At 72.5% G+C, this 24,337-nt stretch carries 23 protein-coding genes and 1 tRNA gene; 19 read left to right on the top strand and 5 right to left on the bottom strand.

Annotation, left to right across the window (positions count from 1 at the left end; genetic code table 11):
* Positions 1–117: 117 nt before the first annotated feature.
* The 3 genes from rph (at position 118) to rdgB (ending at position 2,004) form a co-directional block, all read left to right on the top strand.
* Complete coding sequence (gene rph, locus ACIBCA_RS28390) at positions 118–846, top strand: ribonuclease PH (protein WP_396285853.1); 729 nt, start codon at positions 118–120, stop codon at positions 844–846.
* Between the two features lie 137 nt (positions 847–983).
* Positions 984–1,376, top strand: a complete 393-nt coding sequence (locus tag ACIBCA_RS28385; RefSeq protein WP_396285852.1) for a hypothetical protein — start codon at positions 984–986, stop codon at positions 1,374–1,376.
* A 22-nt stretch (positions 1,377–1,398) separates the two neighbouring features.
* Positions 1,399–2,004 carry an RdgB/HAM1 family non-canonical purine NTP pyrophosphatase gene (gene rdgB / locus ACIBCA_RS28380; protein ID WP_396285851.1) on the top strand — a complete coding sequence of 202 codons (606 nt, stop codon included), beginning with the start codon at positions 1,399–1,401 and terminating at the stop codon, positions 2,002–2,004.
* Between the two features lie 71 nt (positions 2,005–2,075).
* Here rdgB and ACIBCA_RS28375 read toward each other — a convergent pair.
* Positions 2,076–2,159: transfer RNA gene (locus tag ACIBCA_RS28375), tRNA-Leu, on the bottom strand.
* A 356-nt stretch (positions 2,160–2,515) separates the two neighbouring features.
* On the opposite strand from ACIBCA_RS28375, the gene ACIBCA_RS28370 reads away from it, so the two are divergent.
* A complete protein-coding gene (locus ACIBCA_RS28370) occupies positions 2,516–4,876 on the top strand; it encodes a chitinase C-terminal domain-containing protein (RefSeq protein WP_396285943.1) in 2,361 nt (786 codons plus the stop codon).
* Positions 4,877–4,970: 94 nt separating this feature from the next.
* Here ACIBCA_RS28370 and bcp read toward each other — a convergent pair whose 3' ends face one another.
* Positions 4,971–5,447, bottom strand: coding sequence for a thioredoxin-dependent thiol peroxidase (gene bcp / locus ACIBCA_RS28365; RefSeq protein WP_396285850.1), 477 nt, complete (start codon positions 5,445–5,447; stop codon positions 4,971–4,973).
* Between the two features lie 156 nt (positions 5,448–5,603).
* Here bcp and ACIBCA_RS28360 point away from each other — a divergent pair, with 156 nt between their 5' ends.
* Together ACIBCA_RS28360 and ACIBCA_RS28355 are read left to right on the top strand one after the other, a co-directional pair.
* Positions 5,604–5,945, top strand: coding sequence for a DUF3618 domain-containing protein (locus ACIBCA_RS28360; RefSeq protein WP_396285849.1), 342 nt, complete (start codon positions 5,604–5,606; stop codon positions 5,943–5,945).
* A 236-nt stretch (positions 5,946–6,181) separates the two neighbouring features.
* The gene (locus tag ACIBCA_RS28355) at positions 6,182–6,484 is read left to right on the top strand and encodes a GroES family chaperonin (protein ID WP_396285942.1); all 303 of its coding nucleotides are present in this window, start codon (positions 6,182–6,184) and stop codon (positions 6,482–6,484) included.
* 13 nt (positions 6,485–6,497) lie between these two features.
* Here the strand turns inward: ACIBCA_RS28355 and ACIBCA_RS28350 are convergent, their stop codons facing one another.
* Positions 6,498–7,220 (bottom strand): SDR family oxidoreductase, encoded by a 723-nt coding sequence (locus ACIBCA_RS28350; RefSeq protein WP_396285848.1) that lies wholly within the window; start codon positions 7,218–7,220, stop codon positions 6,498–6,500.
* A 113-nt stretch (positions 7,221–7,333) separates the two neighbouring features.
* On the opposite strand from ACIBCA_RS28350, the gene ACIBCA_RS28345 reads away from it, so the two are divergent.
* Complete coding sequence (locus ACIBCA_RS28345) at positions 7,334–8,218, top strand: LysR family transcriptional regulator (protein WP_396285847.1); 885 nt, start codon at positions 7,334–7,336, stop codon at positions 8,216–8,218.
* Positions 8,219–8,228: 10 nt separating this feature from the next.
* Positions 8,229–9,407 carry a winged helix DNA-binding domain-containing protein gene (locus tag ACIBCA_RS28340; RefSeq protein WP_396285846.1) on the top strand — a complete coding sequence of 393 codons (1,179 nt, stop codon included), beginning with the start codon at positions 8,229–8,231 and terminating at the stop codon, positions 9,405–9,407.
* Between the two features lie 18 nt (positions 9,408–9,425).
* Here ACIBCA_RS28340 and ACIBCA_RS28335 read toward each other — a convergent pair whose 3' ends face one another.
* Positions 9,426–11,738, bottom strand: a complete 2,313-nt coding sequence (locus ACIBCA_RS28335; RefSeq protein WP_396285845.1) for a transglycosylase domain-containing protein — start codon at positions 11,736–11,738, stop codon at positions 9,426–9,428.
* Positions 11,739–12,015: 277 nt separating this feature from the next.
* Here ACIBCA_RS28335 and ACIBCA_RS28330 point away from each other — a divergent pair, with 277 nt between their 5' ends.
* The 11 genes from ACIBCA_RS28330 to ACIBCA_RS28280 all read left to right on the top strand — a co-directional run bounded on the left by ACIBCA_RS28330 (position 12,016) and on the right by ACIBCA_RS28280 (position 23,394).
* Positions 12,016–12,813, top strand: coding sequence for an ABC transporter permease (locus ACIBCA_RS28330; protein WP_396285844.1), 798 nt, complete (start codon positions 12,016–12,018; stop codon positions 12,811–12,813).
* Positions 12,806–13,651, top strand: a complete 846-nt coding sequence (locus tag ACIBCA_RS28325; protein ID WP_396285843.1) for an ABC transporter permease — start codon at positions 12,806–12,808, stop codon at positions 13,649–13,651. Before ACIBCA_RS28330 ends, ACIBCA_RS28325 begins: the two co-directional genes overlap by 8 nt.
* A gap of 28 nt (positions 13,652–13,679) precedes the next feature.
* Positions 13,680–14,639, top strand: coding sequence for an ATP-binding cassette domain-containing protein (locus ACIBCA_RS28320; RefSeq protein ID WP_396285842.1), 960 nt, complete (start codon positions 13,680–13,682; stop codon positions 14,637–14,639).
* 166 nt (positions 14,640–14,805) lie between these two features.
* A complete protein-coding gene (locus tag ACIBCA_RS28315; protein ID WP_396285841.1) occupies positions 14,806–16,029 on the top strand; it encodes a glycosyltransferase family 2 protein in 1,224 nt (407 codons plus the stop codon).
* A 37-nt stretch (positions 16,030–16,066) separates the two neighbouring features.
* On the top strand, positions 16,067–17,368 hold the full coding sequence (locus ACIBCA_RS28310; protein ID WP_396285840.1) for a nucleotide sugar dehydrogenase: 1,302 nt from the start codon (positions 16,067–16,069) through the stop codon (positions 17,366–17,368).
* 124 nt (positions 17,369–17,492) lie between these two features.
* A complete protein-coding gene (locus tag ACIBCA_RS28305) occupies positions 17,493–18,788 on the top strand; it encodes a DUF445 domain-containing protein (protein WP_396285839.1) in 1,296 nt (431 codons plus the stop codon).
* A 115-nt stretch (positions 18,789–18,903) separates the two neighbouring features.
* Positions 18,904–19,959, top strand: a complete 1,056-nt coding sequence (locus tag ACIBCA_RS28300) for an adenosine deaminase (RefSeq protein ID WP_396285941.1) — start codon at positions 18,904–18,906, stop codon at positions 19,957–19,959.
* Positions 19,960–20,134: 175 nt separating this feature from the next.
* Complete coding sequence (locus ACIBCA_RS28295; protein WP_396285838.1) at positions 20,135–20,713, top strand: toxin-antitoxin system HicB family antitoxin; 579 nt, start codon at positions 20,135–20,137, stop codon at positions 20,711–20,713.
* A 106-nt stretch (positions 20,714–20,819) separates the two neighbouring features.
* Positions 20,820–21,659 carry a DUF4097 family beta strand repeat-containing protein gene (locus ACIBCA_RS28290; RefSeq protein WP_396285837.1) on the top strand — a complete coding sequence of 280 codons (840 nt, stop codon included), beginning with the start codon at positions 20,820–20,822 and terminating at the stop codon, positions 21,657–21,659.
* Positions 21,659–22,612 carry an ATP-binding cassette domain-containing protein gene (locus tag ACIBCA_RS28285; RefSeq protein WP_396285836.1) on the top strand — a complete coding sequence of 318 codons (954 nt, stop codon included), beginning with the start codon at positions 21,659–21,661 and terminating at the stop codon, positions 22,610–22,612. The genes ACIBCA_RS28290 and ACIBCA_RS28285 overlap by 1 nt, the downstream gene beginning before the upstream one ends.
* Complete coding sequence (locus ACIBCA_RS28280) at positions 22,609–23,394, top strand: ABC transporter permease (RefSeq protein ID WP_396285835.1); 786 nt, start codon at positions 22,609–22,611, stop codon at positions 23,392–23,394. Before ACIBCA_RS28285 ends, ACIBCA_RS28280 begins: the two co-directional genes overlap by 4 nt.
* 85 nt (positions 23,395–23,479) lie before the next feature.
* Here ACIBCA_RS28280 and ACIBCA_RS28275 read toward each other — a convergent pair whose 3' ends face one another.
* Positions 23,480–24,325, bottom strand: a complete 846-nt coding sequence (locus tag ACIBCA_RS28275) for a hypothetical protein (protein WP_396285834.1) — start codon at positions 24,323–24,325, stop codon at positions 23,480–23,482.
* Between the last annotated feature and the right edge of the window lie 12 nt (positions 24,326–24,337).

The raw sequence follows: 24,337 nt of genomic DNA, 5'->3' as shown, positions 1-24,337 counted from the left end.
GCCACCCAGGCTCGGACCACCCCGGCCCGCCGCCCCGCCCAGGGGGACGGCGGGCCGAGGCGCATCCCCGCAGCGAGGCGACGGAACCACCCCCGGAAACGGCTACGCTCGGTGGCTATGTCACGCATCGACGGCCGCACCCCCGAAGAGCTCCGACCCATCACCATCGAACGGGGCTGGAGCAAGCACGCCGAAGGCTCCGTCCTCATCTCCTACGGCGACACCAAGGTGCTGTGCACCGCCAGCGTCACCGAAGGCGTCCCCCGCTGGCGCAAGGGCAGCGGCGAAGGCTGGGTCACCGCCGAGTACTCCATGCTCCCCCGCGCCACCAACACCCGCGGCGACCGCGAATCCGTCAAGGGCCGCATCGGCGGACGCACCCACGAGATCAGCCGCCTCATCGGCCGCTCCCTGCGCGCCGTCGTCGACCACCGCGCCCTCGCCGAGAACACCATCGTCCTCGACTGCGACGTCCTCCAGGCCGACGGCGGCACCCGCACCGCCGCCATCACCGGCGCCTACGTCGCCCTCGTCGACGCCGTCGCCTGGGCCCGCGACCGCAAGATCCTGCGCGCCAAGGGCCAGCCCATCACCGGCGGCGTCAGCGCCGTCAGCGTCGGCATCATCGACGGCACCCCCATGCTCGACCTCCGCTACGAGGAGGACGTGCGCGCCGAGACCGACATGAACATCGTCTGCACCTCCGACGGCCGCTTCGTCGAGGTCCAGGGCACCGCCGAAGGCGCACCCTTCGACCGCGCCCTCCTCGACCGCCTCCTCGACCTCGGCACCCTCGGCTGCGCCGAACTCGACGACATCCAGCGCAAGGCGCTCGAATCGCTCTAGAGCCGGTCTCGGCACCACCGCTGTACAGGTCGGGCCCCGGAGTCGTACCGTTCCCGCAGCGACCCCCCGCTGCGGGAACCGCGCATCCCCCGGCGCGCGTCCCACCCCACGGAACCCGCGCCCCCCAGGAGGACCGGATGCCGTCGTCGAGCATCGCCCGCCCCGCCGCCCTCGCCGTGGCCGGACTGATCGTCATCCTCCCGCTCAGCATGGTCAGCTGCTCCGCCGCCCAGAAGGCGCTCGACTGCGGGAACACCGCCGTGAGGATCACCGGCGACCTCGCCGACGTCACCAAGGCGTACGACAACGCGAGCAACGACTCGACCGCTGCGGGCAAGGCCCTGCAGAAACTGAAGAACGACCTCGACCAGGTCGGGAAGAACTCCAAGAACACCGACGTCGCCAAGGCCGTCACCGACCTGCAGAAGCAGGCCGACAAGGTCCAGCAGGCCGTCGACCGCAAGGAGACCCCCGACCTCAAGCCGCTCGGCGACGCGGCCGCCAACCTCGCCTCCGTCTGCGGCGGCTGACCGCCTGGATAGGGTGGACGGCATGTCCACCCGATTGATCCTCGCCACCCGAAACCAGCACAAGGTCGCCGAACTCCGCGCCATCCTCGGCGAGGCCGGCCTGGACGTCGAACTCGTCGGCGCCGACGCCTACCCCGAGATCCCGGACGTCCCCGAGACCGGCGTCACCTTCGCCGAGAACGCCCTCCTCAAGGCCCACGCCCTCGCCCGCGCCACCGGCCTGCCCGCCGTCGCCGACGACTCCGGCCTCTGCGTGGACGTCCTCAACGGCGCCCCCGGCATCTTCTCCGCCCGCTGGGCCGGCAAGCACGGCGACGACCTCGCCAACCTGGACCTCCTGCTCGCCCAGCTCTCCGACATCGCCGAACCCCACCGCGGCGCCCACTTCTTCTGCGCCGCCGCCCTCGCCCTCCCCGACGGCACCGAACGCGTCGTCGAAGGCCGCCTCCTCGGCACCCTGCGCACTGCGCCCGCCGGCACCAACGGCTTCGGCTACGACCCGGTCCTCCAGCCCCTCGGCGAGAGCAGGACCTGCGCGGAGATGACGGCGGAGGAGAAGAACGCCATCAGCCACCGAGGCCAGGCATTCCGCGCCCTCACCCCGGTCGTGAAGGCCCTCCTCGGCTGACGCTCCGTCCGCCGAACACCGAAGGCCCGCCCCGGGAAGCTCCCGGGGCGGGCCTTCGTTTCCAAGGCTCGTGCGGCCTGAGGGGCTCGAACCCTCACGGGATTTCTCCCACGGGCACCTAAAACCCGCGCGGCTGCCTATTACGCCAAGGCCGCATGGCCCTCAGTCTAGAGCTTCGGTTCCGGCGAGGACACCGTGATTGCCGGTGGCGCCGCAAGGCAGGTTTTCGGCCAGCGATGACCGGTTGTCGTGAGGTTCCGACCTGTGATGTTTGACTGTTGATTACCAAATGGTCCAGACCTATTGACCTGTGTGGTTCAGACCACATACCTTCGGCGCCAATTGCAATCCCCCACGTGCGTGCTCCCCCACAGGCACGTGCCGACACTCTCTCCTGGAGGACCGAGTGTTGATACGAAACACTGCGCAGCGGCGTCCCACCGTCGTTGGGCGAAGGGCCGGCAGGGCCGGTGCGTTGTCGTTGGCGGCGGCGAGTGTGGCCGGGCTGGTGATGGCGACGCTGGGTGCGGTGCCGTCGCAGGCCTCGGCGGCCGTCGACAACGCCTCCTGTCGGCCGGACGGGCTGTACCAGACGCCCGGGGTGGACGTTCCGTACTGCTCGGTGTACGACACGAGCGGGCGCGAGAAGATGGGTGCGGACCACCAGCGGCGCATCATCGGGTACTTCACGGGTTGGCGTACCGGGAAGAAGGGCGACCAGCCCTACCTGGTGAGTGACATCCCCTGGGACAAGGTGACGCACCTCAACTACGCGTTCGGGCACGTCGGCGGCGACAACAAGCTGTCGGTGGGTACGGACGGGCCGACGAACGAGGCGACCGGGATCTCGTTCCCGGGGGTGCCCGGTGCGGAGCTGGACCCGTCGCTGCCGTACAAGGGCCACTTCAACCTGCTGACGAAGTACAAGAAGCAGTACCCGAACGTCAAGACGATGATCTCGGTGGGCGGTTGGACCGAGACCGGCGGGTACTTCGGTGACGACGGCAAGCGGGTGAACACCGGCGGGTTCTACTCGATGACCGTCAACCCGGACGGCAGCGTGAACCAGGCGGGCATCGACACCTTCGCCGCGTCCTCGGTGGACTTCATCCGCAAGTACGGGTTCAACGGCGTGGACGTCGACTACGAGTACCCGACGTCGATGAAGGACGCCGGCAACCCGCTGGACTGGCAGCTGGCGAACGGCAAGCGCGGTTCGCTGGCCAAGGGCTACGCGGCGCTGATGAAGACGCTGCGGGAGAACCTGGACAAGGCGGGTGCGGCGGACGGCAAGCACTACCTGCTGTCGGTGGCGGCCCCGTCGTCCGGGTACCTGCTGCGCGGTATGGAGACGTTCCAGGTGGCGCAGTACCTGGACTACGTGAACATCATGTCGTACGACCTGCACGGCGCCTGGAACAAGTACGTCGGCCCGAACGCCTCGCTGTTCGACGACGGCAAGGACGGCGAGCTGGCGGCCGCGAACGTGTACGGCACCGGGCAGTACGGCGGCATCGGCTACCTGAACGCGGACTGGTCGTACCACTACTTCCGCGGCGCGATGCCGGGCGGCCGGATCAACGTCGGACTGCCGTACTACACGCGCGGGTTCAAGAACGTGCAGGGCGGGACGAACGGTCTCTGGGGCACGGCCTCGGCGACGACCTGCCCGGTGGGTTCGGGGCTGACGGCGTGCGGTGACGGCGCGGTGGGCATCGACAACATCTGGAACGACAAGGACGACGCGGGCAAGGAGTCCCCGGCCGGGTCGAACCCGATGTGGCACGCGAAGAACCTGGAGAAGGGCATCGTGCCCGACTACCTGGCGAAGTACGGCGTGACGGACACGTCGCTGCAGGGCTCGTACGTGCGCAACTACAGCTCCGCACTGGCGGCGCCGTGGCTGTGGAACGACGCGAAGAAGGTGTTCCTGTCCACCGAGGACGAGCAGTCGGTGGGCGCGAAGGCCGACTACATCGTGGGTCAGGACGCCGGTGGCGCGATGATCTGGGAGCTGGCGGGCGACTACAGGTGGGACCCGGCGGCCAACGGCGGCAAGGGCCAGTACGTGCCGGGCAACACGCTGACCTCGCTGATGTACGACAAGTTCAAGGCGGCCTCGCCGTACGGTGCGACGCGCTCGACGATCGCGCTGCCGCAGCAGACGCTGCCGGTGGATGTGTCGTTCACCAACTTCGCGCTGGGTGACTCGAACTACCCGATCAACCCGAAGATCCACATCGTCAACAACTCGACGCTGACGCTGCCGGGCGGGACGGAGTTCCAGTTCGACTACAGCAACTCGGCGCCGGGCAACGCGAAGGACCAGTCGGGCTTCGGTCTGCAGGTGATCCGTCAGGACAACCCGGGCCCGGGCAACGTGGGCGGGTTGAAGGGCACGTACAACCGGGTGTCGGTGAAGCTGCCGGGCTGGCAGTCGCTGGCGCCGGGGGCCTCGGTGGACCTGGACTTCGTCTACTACCTGCCGGTGTCGACGCCGTCGAACTGGACGGTCAACGTGGGCGGGACGCTGTACGGGCTCAAGGGCGACCTGACCCGGGGCGCGGTGGACGGCGGCACGACGCCTCCGACCACTCCGCCGACGACGCCTCCCACGACCCCGCCGACCACGCCTCCGACCACGCCGCCCACCACGCCGCCGACGACCCCGCCGACGACGCCTCCCACCACGCCTCCGACCACGCCGGCCGGTTGCGCGGGTGCGCCGAGCTGGGACGCGGGCACCACGTACGCCTCGCCGACGAAGGTGTCGTGGAAGGGCCACTACTACCAGAACAAGTGGTGGACCAAGGGCGACGACCCCGCGGCCAGCGGCGCGTGGGGCGTCTGGAACGACCTCGGGGCCTGCTGATCGGCTAGCTGGCGGCAGTGCACTGAGGTGAGGAACGGCGGTGGCGGCACACCCGGTCGGGGGGTGGCCGCCACCGCTGCTTCTCGTACGTCCGTCAGGAAGCCTCGACCTTGAGGTCGCGCAGCAGCTTGGCGACGTGCCCGGTGGCCTTGACGTTGTAGAGCGCGTGCTCGACCTTGCCCTGCTCGTCCACGATGACGGTGGAGCGGATGACGCCGGTGACGGTCTTGCCGTACAGCTTCTTCTCGCCGAAGGCGCCGTACTCCTCCAGGACCTTCTTCTCCGGGTCGGAGACCAGGGTGACCTTCAGGTTCTCGGTCTCGCGGAACTTGCCGAGCTTCTCCGGCTTGTCGGGCGAGACGCCGATGACGTCGTAGCCGGCGGCGGCGAGGACGTCGAGGTTGTCGGTGAAGTCGCAGGCCTGCTTGGTGCAGCCGGGGGTGAGCGCGGCGGGGTAGAAGTAGACGATCACCTTGCGGCCGAGGTGGTCGGCCAGGGACACCTGGTTGCCGTCGGCGTCGGGAAGGGTGAAGGCGGGTGCGGTGTCGCCGGGCTGGAGACGCTCACTCACGGTCGTACTCTCCTGGGGGTGGGACGGGCGGTCGTACCACGGCAAACTTACCTCCGTTGGTGGGTGGGGCCGCGCGGCGTAGCCCGACGCCTGAGAGACTGGTCCGGTCGCACTGGACGACCAGGACAACATCGGCAAGTGAATGGGGTGGCCCGAGTGGGCGAGTCGAGCACGCAGGACAAGTCGGCGCGGACGGCCGTCCAGATCGAGGCGGACATCGAGCGCACGCGCACCCAGCTGGCCTCGACCCTGGACGAGCTGGCCGTGCGCGTCCACCCGAGCACGATCACCGCGCAGGCGAAGGCCAAGGCGCAGGCCGCGGTCGAGGAGAGGACCGCGAAGGTCTACGTGGCGGCGAGCGGTCTGCTGGAGAAGGCGCGGGCGAACTTCGTGGACGAGGACGGGCAGCCCCGCCGCGAGCGGATCATCCCGGTGGCGGCCGTCGGTCTGGGCGTGGTGCTGCTGCTGGCGACGCGTCGCAGGCGCCGCAAGGGCTGAGTACGGGATCGCGGAAGGCCGGGCGCGGGTGCGTCCGGCCTTCCGCGTGCCGGGACGGATGCCGAGTCGGATGTCGGACGGATGCCGGTTCGGATGTCGGGCCGGATGCTGGGCTGGCGTCACGCTCCGCGCCCGGGGAGGGTACCTTCGGGACCGTGAGTACGTACGACGAACCGACCTCGTCCGCCCATGACCAGGCCCGGCACGACCGACTGGGCGAGAAGCTGCCGATCCGGATGCTGCACGACCGCGTGCTGGTGCGGATCGAGGGCAGTGAAGGGGAGCGCCGTTCGACGGGCGGCATCCTGATCCCGGCGACCGCGGAGCTGTCCAAGCGCTGCACCTGGGCCGAGGCCGTGGCGGTGGGCCAGAGCGTGCGCTCGGTGGAGCCGGGCGACCGGGTGCTGTACGACCCGGAGGACAAGCTGGAGGTCGAGGTGCGCGGCGCGACCTACGTGCTGCTGCGCGAGCGCGACCTGCACGCGGTGGCGGCGACGCGTTTCGGGGACATCGAGGGGTCGACGGGCCTGTACCTGTAGGGGTTCAAGGCGCTCACGCGAGCAGGCTGCCTCCGTCGACGGTGAGGACGGTGCCGGTGGCGAAGCGCTGGTCCATCAGGTAGGCGTACGCCTCGGCGGCGTCCTCGGGGGTGCCGACGCGGCCGAGGGGGATGGTTGCGGCGGTCTGGGCGAAGATCGCCTCGCGGTCGGCCTCGGGGACGTTGTCCCAGAGCGGGGTGCGGATCAGCCCGGCGCGTACGGCGTTGACGCGGACGGGGGCCAGTTCGACGGCGAGGGCCCGGACGAGGCCCTCGACGGCGCCGCAGATGCTGGCGGCGATGCCCCAGCCGCTGGGGCCGGGCCGTGCTCCGGCGGTGCCGGAGGTGAGGGTGACGGAGCCGCCGGGGCGCAGGTGCGGGAGGGCGGCGCGGACGGCGTCGAGGGCGCCGAAGTAGCGCACGGTGAAGAACTTCCGGGCGGCGTCGAGGTCGAGGGCGTCGACGGGCATCAGGCTGATGGCGTCGCCGGCGGTGTAGACCAGGTGGTCGAGGGGGCCGAGCCGTTCGAAGAGGGCGGCGACCTGGCGGGCGTCGCTCAGGTCGGCGGTCTCGGCGGTGGTGCCGGCGGGGAGGGTGGCGAGGGCGCGTTCGGCGCTCTCGGGGCGGCTGGAGACGACGGTGACGCGGGCGCCGCGGCGGGCGGCGAGGTCGGCGGTGGCGAGGCCCATGCCGGAGGTGCCGCCGAGGACGGCGACGTGCTGGTCGGTGAGGGACATGTCTGGATTCCTTTCCTGAGGTGCTTTCGATCCTGCGCCCGGGGTGGTCGGGGCGTCCAAGACCTGTTCGGTCGGCTGTCATACCCTTGGGGTATCAGCGGGAGGTGGTGGCGGTGGTGGACGTCGATCTGCGCAAGCTGCGGTACTTCGTGGCGGTGGCGCGGGAGTTGCACTTCGGGCGGGCCGCGCAGGGGCTGCACATCGCGCAGCCGGTGCTGTCGCGTCAGATCAGGGCCCTGGAGGTGGAGTTCGGGGCGCAGCTGTTCCGGCGTGACCGGCGTTCGACGGAACTGACGGACGCGGGGCGGCAGTTGATGGAGGACGCGCCGCCGCTGCTGGCGGCGGCGGAGGCGTTGCGGCGCCGGGTGTCGCGGTCGGCGGACGCGGGGGAGCGGCCGCGGTTCGTGGTGGGGTTCATGCCGGGGATCACGGTGACGGCGGCGGTGCGGGCCCTGTCGGCGCGGCGTCCGGAGCTGGTGGTGGACGTGGTGCGGACCTCGTGGGTCGATCAGGCCGAGGTGGTGCGGGACGGCCGGGTGGACGTGTCGTTCGTGCGGCTGCCGGTGGACGGGCGGGGCCTGCGGGTGCGGCCGATGTTCGAGGAGCCGAGGGTGGCGGTGCTGCCGGCGGGGCACCGGCTGGCGGGTGCGGGCTCGGTGTCGATGGCGGAGCTGGGCGGGGAACGGCTGTTGCAGTGCCCGGAGTTGGTGCCGGAGTGGTGCGGTCTGCCGGAGCCGCAGGGGCAGCGGAGGGCGTGGCCGCGGCCGGAGACGGTGGAGGAGAAGCTGGAGTACGTGGCGGCGCGGGAGGGGACGGTGGTGCTGCCGCTGTCGGTGGCGGCGTTCTACACCCGCCCGGACGTGGTGCGCGTGCCGATCGAGGGGGTCGCGCCGAACCGGGTGGCGCTGGTGTGGGCGCAGGGCCGGGAGTCGCCGTTGCCGGAGGAGTTCGCGGACTTGGCGGCCGATCTCCTGAGCGGTGTCGGTGGGAGGCACTAAGGTCCCCGGCATGAGCGGAGCGGCGGTACCGGTGATCGGTGACGGGGAGCGGCGGGCGCGGATGGGGCGCCGGCTGCTGCTGGAGCCTTCGGCCCGGGTGGGCCGGGTGGAGGCGGTGGCGGACGCGGTGGTCGGGTTGCACGCCACGGACGCGGCGACGGTGTACGTGTCGGCCTGTGCGCGGCTGGCGGAGCCTTCGGCGGCGGAGGTGGACCGGGCGCTGTACGAGGACGTGTCGCTGGTGAAGCTGCTGTCGATGCGGCGGACGATCTTCGCGGTGACGGAGGGCCTCGCCCCGTACGTGAGTTCGGGTGCGGCGCGGGCGATCGCGCTGAAGGAGCGGGCGACGCTGCTCAAGGACCTGCGGGAGTACGCCCAGGGCTGGGACGAGGAGCGGCTGGCGCGGACGGAGCGCGAGGTGATGGCCGCGCTGGAGGCGCGCGGGGAGGCGACGACGAAGGAACTCGGCGAGGACGTCCCGCAGTTGCGCGAGACGATGCTGAGGTCGGCGGGCAAGGCGTACGAGGCGAAGCAGAGCGTCGGCAGCCGGCTGGTGCGGGTGATGGCCTCGGACGGGCACGTGCGGCGCTGCCGGCCGCGGGGGTCGTGGCTGAGCAGCGTCTACCCGTGGGCGCCGGTGCCGCAGTGGCCGGACGTGCCGGTGCGGGAGGCGAAGGCGGAGGTGGTGCGCCGCTGGCTGGCCTCGTACGGACCGGGGACGGTCGAGGACGTGAAGTGGTGGACGGGCTGGACGCTGGGGGACGTGCGCAAGGCGCTGGCGGACGTGGGCGCGCAGGACGTGGCGCTGGCGGACGGGACGGCGGCGCTGGTGCTGCCGGGGGACGTGGAGGCGACGAAGCGGCCGCGGCCGTGGGCGGCGCTGCTGCCGGCGCTGGACCCGGCGGTGATGGGCTGGCGGGGCCGGGACTGGTACCTGCGGCCGGAGGACGTGCCGGAGCTGTTCGACCGGGCGGGCAACGCCGGGCCGACGGTGTGGTGGTGCGGCGAGGTGGTGGGCGCGTGGGCGCAGCGGGCGGACGGCGAGGTGGTGTGGCGGCTGTTCCGTGACGTGGGGGCGGAGGCGGAGCGGGCGGTCGCGGGGGAGGCGGAGCGTCTGGCGGGCTGGCTGGGGGAGGTGCGGGTGACGCCGCGCTTCCGTACGGCGGCGGAGCGGGCGTTGGTGCGGTAGGGCCGGGGCGTCGGTGGGTCAGGGCTGGGCCGCCGGGGTCGCGGCCGGCCCGGTGGCTCCGCCGGTGGCGGTGGGCGGGTTGGTGGGGCGGCCCGGCCGGGTCTGGGTGGGGTGCGGGGTGGGGCTGGGCTGTTCCGGGGTGGGGGTGGGCTGGGGGTTCTGGGGGCTGGGTGCGGGGTCGCCGGGGGTGGTGCCGGGGGTGGCCTGGCCGGTGGGGGTGGTGTGGCCGGGGGTCTGGCCGGTGCCGGTGCCCGGGTCGGCGGTGGTGGGGGCGGCGCTGGGGGTGGTGGCGGTGGCGGTGGGCCAGTCGGGGGTGCTGTTGTCGGCGTGGCCGGTCTGGAGGTCGAACCGCTGGGTGGGGGTGCCGTCGAGGACGGCGGCGGTGTAGGCGGTCCAGATCCTGGTGGGGAAGGCGCCGCCGTTGACGCGGGTGAGTCCGGCGGTCCCGGCGAGGGGTTCCTTGGCGTGGGTCTTCGGGTTCTCGCGGAACAGGCCGACGGTGGTGGCGAGTTCGGGGGTGTAGCCGGCGAACCAGGCGGAGAGGTTGGAGTCGGTGGTGCCGGTCTTGCCGGCGGCGGGGCGGCCGAGTTCGAGGGCGGCGGCGCCGGTGCCGCGGGTGCTGATGACGTCGCGCAGGACGTCGGTGACGTTGTCGGCGGTCTGCCGGTCGAGGGCCTCGACGGCCTTGTGTTCGGGCATCTTGGGGACGTCGACGGCGCCGCCGGGGTGGACGCGTTCGAGTTTGGAGACGGACCAGGGGGTGCGGGCCTGGCCGTGGTCGGCGAAGGCGGCGTAGACGCCGGCGAGGTCGAGGGCGCTGGGGGTGGCGGTGCCGAGCGTCATGGAGGTGTTGGCGGGGTCGAGGCCGCGGACGGTGTCGGGGATGCCGAGTTTGAGGGCGGTCTCGCGTACGCGGGGGAGGCCCGCGTCGACGCCGAGTTGGGCGTAGACGGAGTTGACGGACTTCACCATGGCGTGGCGCAGGGTGATGCTGCCGTAGTCGACGCCGTCCTCGTTGGGCGGGGCGTACGGGGTGGGGCCGCCGGTGACGGGGCGTTCGCTGGTGCCGTCGTAGCGGCTCTCGGTGGTGATGGGGCGGCCGTCGACGGTGTGCTGGGCGAGGAGGCCCGCGGCGAGGTCGATCGGTTTGAAGGTGGAGCCGATCTGGTTGTCCTGGCGCAGGGCGTCGTTGTAGGGCTGCTTGGCGTAGTCGGGGCCGCCGTAGACGGCGACGACGCGGCCGGTGGCGGTGTCGACGGAGGCTCCGGCGACGCGGACGTCGGTGTCGGTGGTGGGGCGGGCGGCGGGGTCGAGTTCGCCGGTGAGTTCGTCCTGGACGGCCTTGACGAAGGCGTCCTGCCGGGGCTTGTCGAAGGTGGTGGTGATGCGCCAGCCGCCGGCCTTGAGGGTGGGGGCGTCGATGGTGCCGGTGCTGACGAGGTAGTCGTCGGCGACGCCGACGAGGTAGCCGGCCTGGCCGGACAGGCCCGTGGCGGGCCGGGGGTCGATCGGGTCGGGGAAGGTGGTGGCGGCGCGGTCGGCGGTGCTGAGGAAGCCGAGCTGGACCATGCCGTCGAGGGTGTAGTTCCAGCGGGCGAGGGCCTTCTCGCGGTTGGCGGGGGTGGCCGTCTTCACGTCGTAGAGGCTGGGGGCCTGGAGGAGCGAGGCGAGGTAGGCGCCCTGGGCGAGGGTGAGCTGGGAGGAGTCGACGCCGTAGTAGGCGCGGGCGGCGCTCTGGATGCCGTAGGCGCCGCGGCCGAAGTAGCTGCTGTTGAGGTACCCGGCGAGGATGTCCTTCTTCTCGCGCTGCTGGTCGACCTTGAGGGCGATGAAGAGTTCGCGGCCCTTGCGTTCGACGGTCTTGTCCTGGGTCAGGTAGTAGTTCTTGACGTACTGCTGGGTGATGGTGGAGCCGCCCTGCATGCCCTTGCCGAGGAGGGTGTTCCAGCCGGCGCGGAGCATGCCCTTCAGGTCGATGCCGCGGTTCTGGTAGAAGGTGCGGTCCTCGGCGGAGACGACGGCCTGCTGGGTCGGCAGGGGGATCTGGTCGATGGTGACGTCGGTGCGGTTGACGGCGCCGGTGCGGGCGATCTCGGTGGTGCCGTCGGCGTAGAGGTAGATGTTGTTCTGGGCGGTGGCGTGGGCGTTGGCGTCGGGGACGGGGACGATCACGTAGAGCACGGCGAAGGAGCCGACCGCGAGCAGCAGCAGGGCGGCGGCGGTGCCCAGGGTGACGCGCCAGGTGGGGATCAGCCGACGCCAGAGGGGGAGGGCGCGGCGGGCGGCGCGGCGGGCGGCCCGCTTGGCCTGGCGTCGGGTGACGAAGCTCATGCCGCGATTATGTGCTATTTGACGTCGCCTCAGGGGTGGGTGGGGTGGCCGGGCGGGCTGGGGAAAACCGGGTGCGGGCGGGGGCGGCCGGAGGTACGGTGAAAGATGCGAACTTCATAGTGAGCCCACTTCGCCAGCTCCGCTCGCCCGCCCGGGGACCCCCGGGTGCGGCCGGTCGGAGCCGTAGCGACGTGCGCGGACGCGGGGGCGGTCCGTGACGGTCCCGCTGCCCACCCCGCCACCCGTCCGCCCTCTGAAATGTCGATAAGGAGACAATATGCTCTATGCCGCCGTTGCCCGCGGCGCCTTCCGCCGCTACTCCACCTACCGCGCCGCCACCGCCGCCGGAGCCTTCACCAACACCGTCTTCGGCGTCATCCTGGCCTCCTCCTTCGTCGCCCTCTGGCAGGCCCGTCCCAACCTCGGCGGCTACGACCAGAGCCAGGCCGTCACCTACATCTGGGTCAGCCAGGGCCTGCTCGTCGCCATCGCCGTCTGGGGCGGCGGCTTCCAGGACGAGCTCCAGGACCGCTTCCGCACCGGCGACATCGCCGTCGACCTCTACCGCCCCGTCGACTTCCAGGGCTGGTGGCTGGCCACCGACCTCGGCCGGGCCGCCTTCCACCTGCTCGTGCGCGGCACCGTGCCCCTGCTCTTCGGCGCCCTGGTGTTCCGCGTGCGGCTGCCCGAACACCCGCTGACCTGGCTGTTCTTCCTGCTCTCCGTGCTGCTCGCCCTGCTGGTCAGCTTCGGCATCCGGTTCCTGGTCTCGATCACCGGCTTCTGGCTGCACGACTCGGACGGCATCCGCTCGCTGATGCTGGTGGTCTCGATGTTCTTCTCCGGCATGCTGCTGCCGATCGTCCTCTTCCCCGGCGCGCTCGGCACCCTCGCCGAGGTGCTGCCCTGGGCCTCGCTCGTCAAGGTGCCCACCGACGTCTTCCTCGAACGGGCGACCGGCGCCGCCCTCGCCGGGGCGCTCGCCTTCCAACTCGGCTGGGCCGCCGTGCTGCTGGCCGCCGGCCGGGGCGCGCAGTGGCTCGCCACCCGCAAGGTGGTGGTGCAGGGTGGCTGAGCGGTTGACGCTCCGCGAGGGCCTGCCCGCCCGTACGGCCTGGGCCGTGCGCTCCTGGTGGCTCTGCGCCCGGATGTGGATGCGCTCGATGGCGGCCTACCGGGCCTCCTACGTCCTCGGCGTGGTCTCCGGCATCGCCGTCCACGCGCTCGACTTCGTCGTGGTCGTGATCATGTTCCTGCACACCCGGCAGCTCGGCGGCTGGACCCTGCCGGAGATCGCCTTCCTCTACGGCACCGCCACCTTCTCCCTCGGCGTCGCCAACCTGCTCGTCGGCTCCTCCGACGGGCTCGGCCAGCGGATCGTCAACGGCACCCTGGACAGCATGCTGGTGCGGCCCGCGCCCGCGCTCTCCCAGCTGTGCGCCGAACGCTTCTCGCTGCGCCGCCTCGGCCGCCCCTTCCAGGCCGCGGCGGTGCTCGTCTGGTCGCTGGCCGCCCTCGACGTCCACTGGACCTGGGACCGGGTGCTGCTCGTACCCGTCCTGCTGGTCTGCGGCACCGCCATCTTCGGGGCGATCTTCATCGGCGGCGCCACCGTGCAGTTCTGGTGGGGCGAGTCCAAGGAGATCCAGAACTCCTTCACCTACGGCGGCGCCACCCTGCTGCACTACCCGCCGACGATCTTCGCCAAGGAACTCGTCGCCGGCGTCGTCTTCGGCGTCCCGCTGGCCTTCGTCAACTGGCTGCCCAGCCTGCGCATCCTCGACCGGCCCGACCCGCTGGGCCTGCCCGCCGCCTTCCAGTACGCCTCACCGGTGGCCGCGGCCCTGTGCGTCACCGCCGCCGGGCTCGCCTGGCGGGCCGGACTGCGCGCCTACCGCGGCACCGGCAGCTGAACGACCCTCTCCCGTAAGGAACCTCATCGTGGCACTGATCGAACTCCAGGACGTCCACCGCACCTTCACCGTGCGCGCCCGCGCCGGCCGCTTCAGCCGCACCAAGCGCGAGGTGCGCGCCGTGGACGGGCTCAGCTTCACCGTCGAGGCCGGCGAGTGCGTCGGCTACATCGGGCCCAACGGCGCCGGCAAGTCCACCACCATCAAGATGCTCACCGGCATCCTCGTCCCCAGCAGCGGCCGGCTGCGCGTCGCCGGCGTCGACCCGGCCCGCGAACGCGTCGCCCTGGCCCGGAGGATCGGCGTCGTCTTCGGACAGCGGACGACCCTCTGGTGGGACCTGCCGCTGCGCGACTCCTTCGAACTCGCCCGGCGCATCTACCGCGTCCCGGACGGGCGATATCGCGAGAACCTCGACCGCTGCGTCGAACTGCTCGACCTCGCCGCCCTGCTGGACACCCCCGTACGCCAGCTCTCCCTCGGCCAGCGGATGCGCGGCGACCTCGCGGCGGCCCTCCTCCACGACCCCCGGGTGCTCTACCTCGACGAGCCGACCATCGGCCTCGACGTGATCAGCAAGGGCAAGGTCCGCGAGTTCCTGCGCGAGGTCAACCGCGAGCGCGGCACCACCGTGCTGCTCACCACCCACGACCTCACCGACATCGAGCAGCTCTGCGACCGGGTCATGGTGATCGACCACGGCCGGGTCGTCTACGACGGCGGGCTCGACGGGTTGCACGCCACCGGACTCAGCGAACGCACCCTCGTCGTCGACCTCGCCGAGGCCCGTCCCCCGATCGAGGTACCCGGCGCCCGCGTGGTCAGGGCCGAGGGCCCGCGCCAGTGGCTGGCCTTCCCCGCCCAGGACAGCGCGGCGCCCATCGTCGCGGCCGTCGCCGCCCGCTACCCGCTGGTGGACCTCTCCGTGCGCGAGCCCGCCATCGAGGACGTGATCGCCCGGATGTACGCGGAGGTCGCCATCGGCTGACCGGACGGGCCTCCGGCAGGGGACTCCTCCGCGTTCCTCTGCGTTACTCCGCGTTCCTCCGCTCGCCGGAGGCCGTCACCGATACGGGTGACGGACGTGACCCCCCGCAGGCGTGTCGAGTTGACCTGTCGTCACTCACCGCACAGCACCGGAGGCCCGCCGCCCGATGTCCGTACCCGACGTGACCGTGGTGGTCGCGGTCTACAACACCCTGCCCTACCTCACCGCCTGCCTGGACTCCCTCGTCGGGCAGACCCTGGCGCCGGGCCGGATGGAGGTGGTGGCCGTCGACGACGGCTCCACGGACGGCGGCGGCGAACTGCTGGACGCCTACGCGGCCCGCCACCCCGGGCTGTTCACCGTGGTGCACCAGGCCAACTCCGGCGGCCCCGCCGCCCCCACCAACCGCGCCCTCGACCTCGCCCGCGGCCGCTACGTGCTCTTCCTCGGCGCGGACGACTGGCTCGGCGAGGAGGCCCTCGAACGCCTGGTCACCGCCGCCGACACCTGGGAGTCGGACGTCGTCCTCCCCAAACAGGTCGGCGTGAACGGCCGGCTGGTCCCGCAGGGCATCTTCCACGCCGACGCCGAGTCCGTCCGCTTCACCGACTCCGCCCTCGCCTGGGCCCTCGCCGACACCAAGCTCTTCCGCCTCGACCTGATCCGCCGCCACGGGCTGCGCCGCGACGAGACGCTCAAGGTCTTCTCCGACCAGCCGTTCACCCTCGAAGCCTGCCTGCGGGCCCGCAGGGTCTCCGTCCTCGCCTCCTACGACTGCTACCACCTCGTCCTGCGCGAGGACCGCGGCAACGTCACCGAGCGCGCCTCCGTACTGGACCGGCTGCGCGGCATCGCCGCCCTCCAGCAGGTCGCCGCCGAACTCGCCGAGCCCGGCGAGGCGTTGGACGCCCTGCGGGCCCGCAGCTTCTCCTGGGACGTCCCCCGGCTGCTCTCCGACGGCTTCCTGCTCCTCGACGCCGACCTCCAGCGCCGCGTCTGCGCCGAGACCGCCCGCCTGGTCGAGCGCTTCCGCGCCCGCGAGGTGTACGGGCGCCTGCCCGTCGCCGCCCGGCTGCGCCTCGAACTCGCCGCCGCCGGGCGGCCCGAGGCGCTGCGCGACCAGATCCGCTACGAGGCCGCGCACGGCGAGCCGCCCGCCCTGGTCGAGGGGCGGCGCCACTACGCGGCCTACCCGGCCTTCCGCGACCCCCGGCTGGGGCTCGGCGACGACCTGTTCCTGCTGCGGGAGGAGCCGCTCGCGGCCGTCCTGCGTCCCAACCTCGCCCAGCAGCTGTGGCGGGGCCTCGTCCCCGAACAGCTGCGCCGCGGACTGCGGCGCCACCCGGTGTGGCGGCGGCTGGCGGACTCGGTGAGCGGAGGACGGGCATGAGCTCGACGAGTGGAGGCCCGATGAGCGGAGGAAAGGCATGACCCTCGACATCTGCGTGGTCGGGCTGGGCAAGCTCGGCCTGCCGCTGGCCGTGCGCTTCGCGCTGCGCGGCCACCGGGTGACCGGGGCGGACATCGCGCCCGGCGTCGTCCACAGCGTCAACCTCGGAGTGCCGCCCTTCCCCCGGGAGGAGGGTTTGGACGAGGCCCTGAAGGAGGTCGTCGCCGAGGGCCGGCTGCGGGCCACCACCGACACCACGGCCGCCGTCGCCGGAGCCGACGCCGTGGTGCTGGTCGTCCCGCTGGTCACCGCGGCCGACGGCACCCCCGACTTCTCCCTCCTCGACGCCGCCACGGACGCGGTGGCCGCCGGGCTGCGCCGGGGCGCCCTGGTCAGCTACGAGACCACCCTGCCCGTCGGCACCACACGCGGGCGCTGGGCGCCCCGGCTGGAGGCCGGCTCCGGGCTCGCGGCCGGCACCGACTTCCCCTTGGTGTTCAGCCCCGAACGCGTCCGCACCGGGCGGGTCTTCGCCGACCTGCGGCGCTACCCGAAGCTCGTCGGGGGCCTCGACGCGGCCTCGACCCGCCGGGGCGAGCAGTTCTACCGGGCCGTGCTGGACTTCGACCCCAGGCCCGACCTGCCCCGGCCCAACGGCGTCTGGGCGCTGGCCTCGGCGGAGGCCGCCGAGTTCGCCAAACTCGCCGAGACCACCTACCGGGACGTCAACATCGCCCTCGCCAACCAGTTCGCCCGCTACGCGGACCGCGTCGGCGTGGACTTCGCCGAGGTCGCCGACGCCTGCAACTCCCAGCCGTACAGCCACCTCCACCGCCCCGGCGTGGCGGTCGGCGGCCACTGCATCCCCGTCTACCCGCGGCTCTACCTGTGGAACGACCCGGACGCGACGGTGGTGCGCGCGGCCCGGGAGGCCAACCTCGAGATGCCCGGGTACACGGCCGGGGTGCTCGCCGGGGCCGTGCCCGGGGGAGTGGACGGGCAGGGCGTGCTGGTGCTCGGGGCCTCCTACCGGGGCGGGGTGAAGGAGACGGCGTACTCCGGGGTGTTCCCGCTGGTCGAGGCGCTGCGGGCGGTGGGGGCGCGGCCGTACGTCGCCGATCCGCTGTACGCCGCCGGGGAGCTGACGGCGCTGGGGCTGCCCCCGTACGGCGGGGAGCCGGTGGTGGCGGCGGTGCTGCAGGCCGACCACCCCGAGTACCGGGACCTGGGGCCGGGGGACCTGCCGGGGGTGCGGGTGCTGCTGGACGGGCGGCGCTGCACGGACCCGGCGCGGTGGGAGGGGGCGGGGGTGCGGCGGATCGTGCTCGGAGGGGCGTGACGGGCGGATCGTGCTGGGCGGATCGTGCTGGGCGGGGCGTGATAGCCGGGCGCCCGCAGGGGCTCGGGGCGTGTGATCGCGAGGCGCGCCCCCGTCCGCGCCGGGCAACGGGCAGACTGGCGGGGTGAGTGACGAAGCCATCAGCGGGACCGGCCCCGGGGTCAGGTTCACCGCCGCCGACGAGGAGAAGCGACGCGGCGTCCGCCGGATGAAGACCATCGCGACGGGCCTGCTGGCCTTCGCGACCCTGGTCTTCGCCCTGTCCACCTGGGCCAAGGCGGCCGGCGCCGGAGCCTGGGCCGGGTACGTGGCGGCCGCCGCCGAGGCGGGCATGGTCGGCGCGCTGGCCGACTGGTTCGCCGTGACGGCCCTGTTCCGCCGCCCCTTCGGCCTGCCCATCCCGCACACCGCGATCATCCCCACCAAGAAGGACGCCTTCGGGCGCTCGCTCGGCGACTTCGTCGGCGACAACTTCCTCTCCGGCCAGGTCGTGCGCGGCCGCCTCGCCGCGCTCGGCATCGGCCGGCGGCTGGGGGAGTGGCTGGCCGCGCCGGGCAGCGCCGAGCGCGTCACCAAGGAGGGCTCGGCGGCGCTGCGCGGGGTGCTCGCGGTGCTGCGCGACGACGACGTGCAGGCCGTCGTCGCCGAGGCGGTGACCAGGCGGGCCGCCGCCACCTCCGTCGCCGAGCCGATGGGCCGGATGCTCGCCAAGGTCGTCGCCGACGGCGGCCACCACGGCATGGTCGACCTGGTCGCCGCGCGCGCCCACGACTGGCTGACCGCCAACCACCAGGACGTGGTGCAGAAGGTCACCCAGAAGACCCCCGGCTGGACGCCGAAGTTCCTCGACCAGCAGGTCGGCGAGCGGGTCTACCGGGAACTGCTGCGCTTCGTCACCGACATCCGCGACGACCAGCGGCACCCGGCGCGCGGCGCGATCGACAACTTCCTCGCCGACTTCGCCGCCGAGCTGCAGACCGACCCGGAGACCATCGCCCGGGTCGAGCGCGCCAAGGCCGACCTGCTCGCCCGGCCCGAGGTGCGGGACCTGATCGCCTCCACCTGGACGGCCGTGCGGACGCTGGTGATGAACGCCGCCGAGGACGAGGACAGCGAACTGCGCCGGCGCATCCGCGAGGGCGTGCACGGCTTCGGCGAGCGCCTGGCCACCGACGCCAAGCTCCAGGCCAAGGTGGACGGCTGGCTGCAGGACGCCTCCCAGTACCTCGTCGACACCTACCGGGCGGAGATCACCTCGCTGATCTCCGAGACCGTCGCGGGCTGGGACGCGGACGACGCCTCCCGCAAGATCGAGGCCAACGTCGGCCGCGACCTGCAGTTCATCCGGATCAACGGCACGGTGGTCGGCGCCCTGGCCGGGCTGCTGATCCACACCGCGGCGGTGGCGCTGGGCGGTTGAGGCGTACGCTGGCGCCGGTACGCGCGTAGAGCCGCAGGCGGCGTCATAGAGGCGTCGTGGAAGAGCCGAAGAAGGAACGAAGGGAACCACCGTGGTCCAGCCGGACGGAAGTCGGATCGGAAACCCCAGCGGGAGCACCGCAGGATCGGGCGGGATCGAGGCGTTCATCGCCGGGATGCCCAAGGCGGAACTGCACGTCCACCACGTCGGCTCGGCCTCGCCGCGGGTCGTCGCCGACCTGGCCGCCCGCCACCAGGGCGGAACCAAGGTGCCGACCGACCCGGCGGCGCTCGCCGAGTACTTCCGCTTCACCGACTTCGCGCACTTCATCCAGGTGTACCTGAGCGTCGTGGACCTCGTCCGCGACGCGGAGGACGTCCGCTCGCTCACCTACGGCGTCGCCGAGGACATGGCCCGCCAGAACATCCGGTACGCCGAGCTGACCATCACCCCGTACTCCTCGGTCAAGCGCGGCATCCCCGAGGTCGCCTTCATGGAGGCCATCGAGGACGCCCGGCTGCGCGCCGAGAAGGACCTCGGCGTGGTGCTGCGCTGGTGCTTCGACATCCCGGGCGAGGCCGGGCTGGAGTCGGCGGAGGTCACCGCCCGCCTGGCCACCGAGCTGGCCCCCGAGGGCCTGGTCAGCTTCGGCCTCGGCGGTCCTGAGATCGGCGTGCCGCGGCCGCAGTTCAAGCCGTTCTTCGACCGGGCGCGGGCGGCCGGCCTGCACTCCGTCCCGCACGCCGGCGAGGCCACCGGGCCGCAGACCGTCTGGGACGCGATCCGGGAGCTCGGGGCCGAGCGCATCGGGCACGGCACCCAGTCGGTGAAGGACCCGGCGCTGGTCGACTACCTGGGCGAGCACCGGATCCCGCTGGAGGTCTGCCCGACCTCCAACATCGCCACCCGGGTGGTGGAGCGGATGGAGGACCACCCGATCAAGCAGATGGTGGAGGCCGGGCTGCTGGTCACCGTCAACAGCGACGACCCGCCGATGTTCGGCACCGACCTCAACACCGAGTACGCCGTCGCGGCGCGGCTGCTGGGCCTGGACGAGGCCGGGGTGTCGGCGCTGGCGCGCAACGCCGTCGAGGCGTCGTTCCTGGACGCGCCGGGCAAGGCGAAGCTGGTCGCGGAGATCGACGCGCACCTGGCGGGCTGGCGGCGCTGACGCGTTCTCGCAGGTCGACCCTGCTCAACCGGGGTGAACCGCCCCGCTGGCTCCGGCCGGCGGGGCGGTTCCGCGTTTCCGTGCCACCACTGGTGCCGTCGTCGGCGCCGGGGTGATGCCAAAGTGGCGCCATAAATGCTGGACATGGTGCCACGGTCGTGTCATGCTTCTGGGCATGGACCTCACGCCGTACGTCGAAAACCTCCGGAACGAGCTCGCGGTCGCCGCCGCCGCAGGCGGGGACGAAGCCCGCGCGCTGGCCGACCGGCTGACTCTCCCGCTGGAGTCGGCCGCGCGGCTCACGCTGCTCAACGCGCTCTCCGCCGCCATGGGCGAAGTCACCCGTGACCTCGCCCCCGGCTCGGTGGACGTGCGCCTGCGCGGGGTCGATCCGGAGTTCGTGGTGACGCCGCCGCCCGGCGCCGAGGGCTTCCGGAGCTTCCACGGCGAGGTGCCGCCCGTGGCCGAGGTGGCACCATCCACGCCCCCAGTGGTGCCATCGGTGCCAGCGGTGGCGCCGGACGCTGACGAGACGGGCACCGCCCGGATCAACCTGCGGCTGCCCGCGAACCTCAAGGCCCGGGCGGAGGAGGCCGCCGGCCAGGACGGGCTCTCGCTCAACGCCTGGCTGGTCCGGGCCGTCTCCGGCGCGCTCGACGGCGGCCGGCCCGCCGCCCGCGCGGCCGCCGCCTTCGGCCCCACCCGGACGCCTCCCCTCCTCGGCGGCCAGAGCTTCACCGGCTGGGTCCAGTAACGCCTCCGCCGCACCGATCGACCGCTCCACCGACCACCCGCCCCTGCGACGTCACCCCGCTCCGACCAGCGGGAACAGCCACGAGAGCCAAGAGGACGGCACAGCCATGCCTTCGTACGAGTCCAACGGACCGATCTCCGCAGTCATCGAGTTCAACATCGGCTCGCTCTGGGTCAAGGCGGCCAAGAGCGCCGAGGCCACCGTCGAGGTCCGCCCGGCCAACCCCGGCCGGGAGGCCGACGTCCGCGCCGCCGAGCTGACCCAGGTCGACTTCTCCGGCGGCCGCCTCACCGTCAACGGCCCCCCGCAGCGCACCGTGTTCACCAGCAAGAAGGGCTCGATCGAGGTCCTGGTCGAGCTGCCCGCCGGCTCCCAGGTGGACGTGGAGTCCCCCGTGGCGGACTTCGTGGCCGAGGGCCCGCTCGGCGACTGCCGGGTCAAGACCTCCATGGGCCGCATCCAGGTCGACCGGGCCGCGTCGCTGCGGGTCAGGACCGGCCAGGGGGACGTCCGGATCGGCGAGGTCACCGGGGATGCGGAGGTCACCGGCTCCGGCCGGATCGAGATCGGCACCATCGGCGGCCGCCTGACCGTCAAGAACACCAACGGCGACACCGAGATCGACGAGGTGCGCGGCGAGCTGGAGGCCAACTCCTCCAACGGGCGCATCCACGTCGCCCACGCCGGGGCGGACGTGGACGCCAAGTCGGCCAACGGCCACATCCGGATCGGCCGGGTCGTCCAGGGCCAGGTCACCCTGCAGACCAGCGTGGGGGACTTGGAGGTCGGCATCGCCGAGGGCACCGCCGCCTGGCTGGACGTGCACAGCAAGTTCGGCGGCGTGCGCAACGAGCTCGGCGCCGCCGAGGGCCCGGGCGAGGCCTCGGAGACCGTCGAGGTCCGCGGGCGCACCCAGGTCGGCAACGTCACCGTCCGGAGGGCCTGATGACCACCACCGCCCTCGCCGCGGCGACGGCCGTCGAGGTCCGCGGCCTCACCAAGTCCTACGACGGCAAGCCGGTGCTCGACGGCATCGACCTGACCATCCCGGCCGGCAGCGTCTTCGCCCTCCTCGGGCCCAACGGCGCCGGCAAGACCACCACCGTGCAGATCCTCTCCACCCTCATCCCCGCCGACGGCGGGACGGCGCGCGTCGCCGGGTGCGACGTGGTCCGTGAGGCGGACGGCGTGCGCAGGGCGATCGGCGTCACCGGCCAGTTCTCGGCGGTCGACAACCTGCTCACCGCCGAGGAGAACCTGCTGCTGATGGCCGACCTCAACCACCTCCGCCGTCGGGAGGGGCGGAGGAGGGCCGAGGACCTGCTGCGGCGCTTCGAACTCACCGACGTCGCACGCGGCAAGGCCGTCGCCGACTTCTCCGGCGGCATGCGGCGCAAGCTCGACCTCGCGATGACGCTGGTCGGCGACCCGAGGGTGATCTTCCTCGACGAGCCGACCACCGGGCTGGACCCGCGCAGCCGGCGCACCATGTGGGAGATGATCCGGGCCCTGGTCGCCGACCACGGGGTGACGATCTTCCTCACCACCCAGTACCTGGACGAGGCGGACGAACTCGCCGACCGCATCGCCGTCCTGGACGGCGGCCGGATCGTCGCGGAGGGCACCGCCGAGGAGCTCAAGCGGATCGTGCCCGGCGGGCACATCAAGCTCCAGTTCGCCGACGAGGCCCAACTGCGGCTCGCCGCCGACCTGTTCGAGTACGCCAAGGCCAACGTCGAGGCCCTGCGGCTGGACATCCCGGGGGACAACTCCGTCCTCACCGTCAAGGCCGTGCTGGACACCCTCGACAACGCCTCCGTCCACGCCGAGTCGCTGGTCGTCGAGACCGCCGACCTGGACGACGTGTTCCTCACACTGACCGGGGAGGGTTCGCGATGAGCACGGCCGCTGTTCCCGGCGCCTCGTACGCGCTGCGCGACTCGATGACCATGCTGCGGCGCAACCTCAAGCACGCGCTGCGCTATCCGTCGCTGACCTTCGCCGTCGTGGTGATGCCGGTGATGATGCTGCTGATGTTCAACTACGCCTACGGCAACGCCCTGGGCGCGGGCATCGGCGGCGGGAAGTACATCGACTACGTGACGCCCGGCATCGTGCTGATGGCGGCCACCTCGGGCTCGATCGTCACCGCCATCGGCATCTGCACCGACATGACCGAGGGCATCGTCAACCGCTTCCGCACGATGGCGATCTCACGCTCCGCCTTCCTGGCCGGTCATGTCGTCGGCAGCGTCATCCAGACGATGATCGGACTGCTCCTGGTGGTCGGCGCGGCCCTCGCGATGGGCTTCCGCCCGAACGCCGGCATCGTCGAATGGCTGGCCGCCATCGGCCTGCTGCTCTTCGTCACCGTCGCCCTGACCTGGATCTCCGCCGGGATCGGCCTGGTCGCCAAGACCGTCGAGAGCGCCAGCAACCTGCCGATGCCGCTGCAGTTCCTGCCCTTCATCGGCAGCGCCATCGTCCCGACCGACACCATGCCCACCGCCCTGCGTTGGTTCGCCGAGTACCAGCCCTTCACCCCCGTCATCGAGACCCTGCGGGGCCTGCTGATGGGCACGGAGATCGGCGCCGTCTCCGCCTGGAGCGCCCTCGGCTGGTGCACGGGCCTCACCCTGCTCGGCTACTTCTGGTCGAGGAGCGTCTTCTACCGGCGGTGACGGGGGTACGGCCGGTAGACCCCCCGGGGCCCGGGCGGCGGAATCCATCCGCCGCCCGGGCCCCGGCGCGTCGTCACCCTGCCGGTCACAGCCAGGGGGAGGCCCAGTTGCCGCGCCGCAGACGGCGGTCGGTCTGCTCCTCCCGGACCTCTTCGAGGGCGCGGGCGTGGTCGGGCTCGGGAGGGTCGAACCGGCCGGCGGCGGCGCGGACATGGCTGCGCCAGTCGTCCCGCCAGAACTCGACCGTCCAGCCGGGCCAGCGCCCGGGCACCTCGTACGCCTCCGCCGAGGCGCCGAGCACCCACCAGCCGACGCGCCGCCGCACCGGGTCCACGTGCAGCCCGGCCTCGGCGGGCACCCGGCAGACGCCGTGGTCCGGGGCGTCGGCCAGCCGGTCGAGCAGGGCCGGGCCCTCCCGGACGGGGTGGTCCTCCAGGTTCACCACCACGTGGCAGCGGTCGGCCCCGATGGTGACCACCACCGCCAGCGGCTCGGGGTCGGCCAGCTCCTCGTGGTCGGGCTCCAGCGGCTCACCGGGGTAGAGCGCGCCACCCCGGCGCCGGACGTACTCGGGGTCCAGCCCCAGATGGGCGCGCAGCTCGGCCGGGCCGTCGTACAGCCAGCGGACCTCCCACCCCGGCCAGGCCGCCCGCAGCAGCTCCAGGTACGCGGCCCGGTGGCGCAGCACGGTGCTGGGGCCCTCCCAGACGAACAGGAGCAGCACGCGCTGCCGGAGGTCGATCAGTGCCGCGCCCTGGCAGAGCTCGTCGTCCAGCCACCAGTCGTCCCGGCGCAGGCCCTCGACCATCACGAGGACCGCCTCGGGCCCGGCCAGCAGATCGAGGTCCAGCCCGATCGCCCCGAAGCGGGAGAGGTACAGCTCGTACGCTCCGCTCTCGCGGACGACGACGATGTTCGCGCGGTCGGCCATCCGGACAGGATG

Origin of the sequence: Kitasatospora sp. NPDC051170 (assembly GCF_044455705.1) — a bacterium.
GTDB lineage: Bacteria > Actinomycetota > Actinomycetes > Streptomycetales > Streptomycetaceae > Kitasatospora.
This window is presented reverse-complemented; position numbering and strand designations above follow the sequence as displayed.

Bases quoted from the DNA above. Each gene is read 5' to 3' on its own strand.
- rph (WP_396285853.1), top strand. From the start codon at position 118: ATGTCACGCATCGACGGCCGCACCCCCGAAGAGCTCCGACCCATCACC.
- ACIBCA_RS28385 (WP_396285852.1), top strand. From the start codon at position 984: ATGCCGTCGTCGAGCATCGCCCGCCCCGCCGCCCTCGCCGTGGCCGGA.
- rdgB (WP_396285851.1), top strand. From the start codon at position 1,399: ATGTCCACCCGATTGATCCTCGCCACCCGAAACCAGCACAAGGTCGCC.
- ACIBCA_RS28370 (WP_396285943.1), top strand. From the start codon at position 2,516: ATGGCGACGCTGGGTGCGGTGCCGTCGCAGGCCTCGGCGGCCGTCGAC.
- ACIBCA_RS28355 (WP_396285942.1), top strand. From the start codon at position 6,182: ATGCTGCACGACCGCGTGCTGGTGCGGATCGAGGGCAGTGAAGGGGAG.
- ACIBCA_RS28350 (WP_396285848.1), bottom strand. From the start codon at position 7,220: ATGTCCCTCACCGACCAGCACGTCGCCGTCCTCGGCGGCACCTCCGGC.
- ACIBCA_RS28340 (WP_396285846.1), top strand. From the start codon at position 8,229: ATGAGCGGAGCGGCGGTACCGGTGATCGGTGACGGGGAGCGGCGGGCG.
- ACIBCA_RS28335 (WP_396285845.1), bottom strand. From the start codon at position 11,738: ATGAGCTTCGTCACCCGACGCCAGGCCAAGCGGGCCGCCCGCCGCGCC.
- ACIBCA_RS28330 (WP_396285844.1), top strand. From the start codon at position 12,016: ATGCTCTATGCCGCCGTTGCCCGCGGCGCCTTCCGCCGCTACTCCACC.
- ACIBCA_RS28315 (WP_396285841.1), top strand. From the start codon at position 14,806: ATGTCCGTACCCGACGTGACCGTGGTGGTCGCGGTCTACAACACCCTG.
- ACIBCA_RS28310 (WP_396285840.1), top strand. From the start codon at position 16,067: ATGACCCTCGACATCTGCGTGGTCGGGCTGGGCAAGCTCGGCCTGCCG.
- ACIBCA_RS28295 (WP_396285838.1), top strand. From the start codon at position 20,135: ATGGACCTCACGCCGTACGTCGAAAACCTCCGGAACGAGCTCGCGGTC.
- ACIBCA_RS28290 (WP_396285837.1), top strand. From the start codon at position 20,820: ATGCCTTCGTACGAGTCCAACGGACCGATCTCCGCAGTCATCGAGTTC.
- ACIBCA_RS28285 (WP_396285836.1), top strand. From the start codon at position 21,659: ATGACCACCACCGCCCTCGCCGCGGCGACGGCCGTCGAGGTCCGCGGC.
- ACIBCA_RS28280 (WP_396285835.1), top strand. From the start codon at position 22,609: ATGAGCACGGCCGCTGTTCCCGGCGCCTCGTACGCGCTGCGCGACTCG.
- ACIBCA_RS28275 (WP_396285834.1), bottom strand. From the start codon at position 24,325: ATGGCCGACCGCGCGAACATCGTCGTCGTCCGCGAGAGCGGAGCGTAC.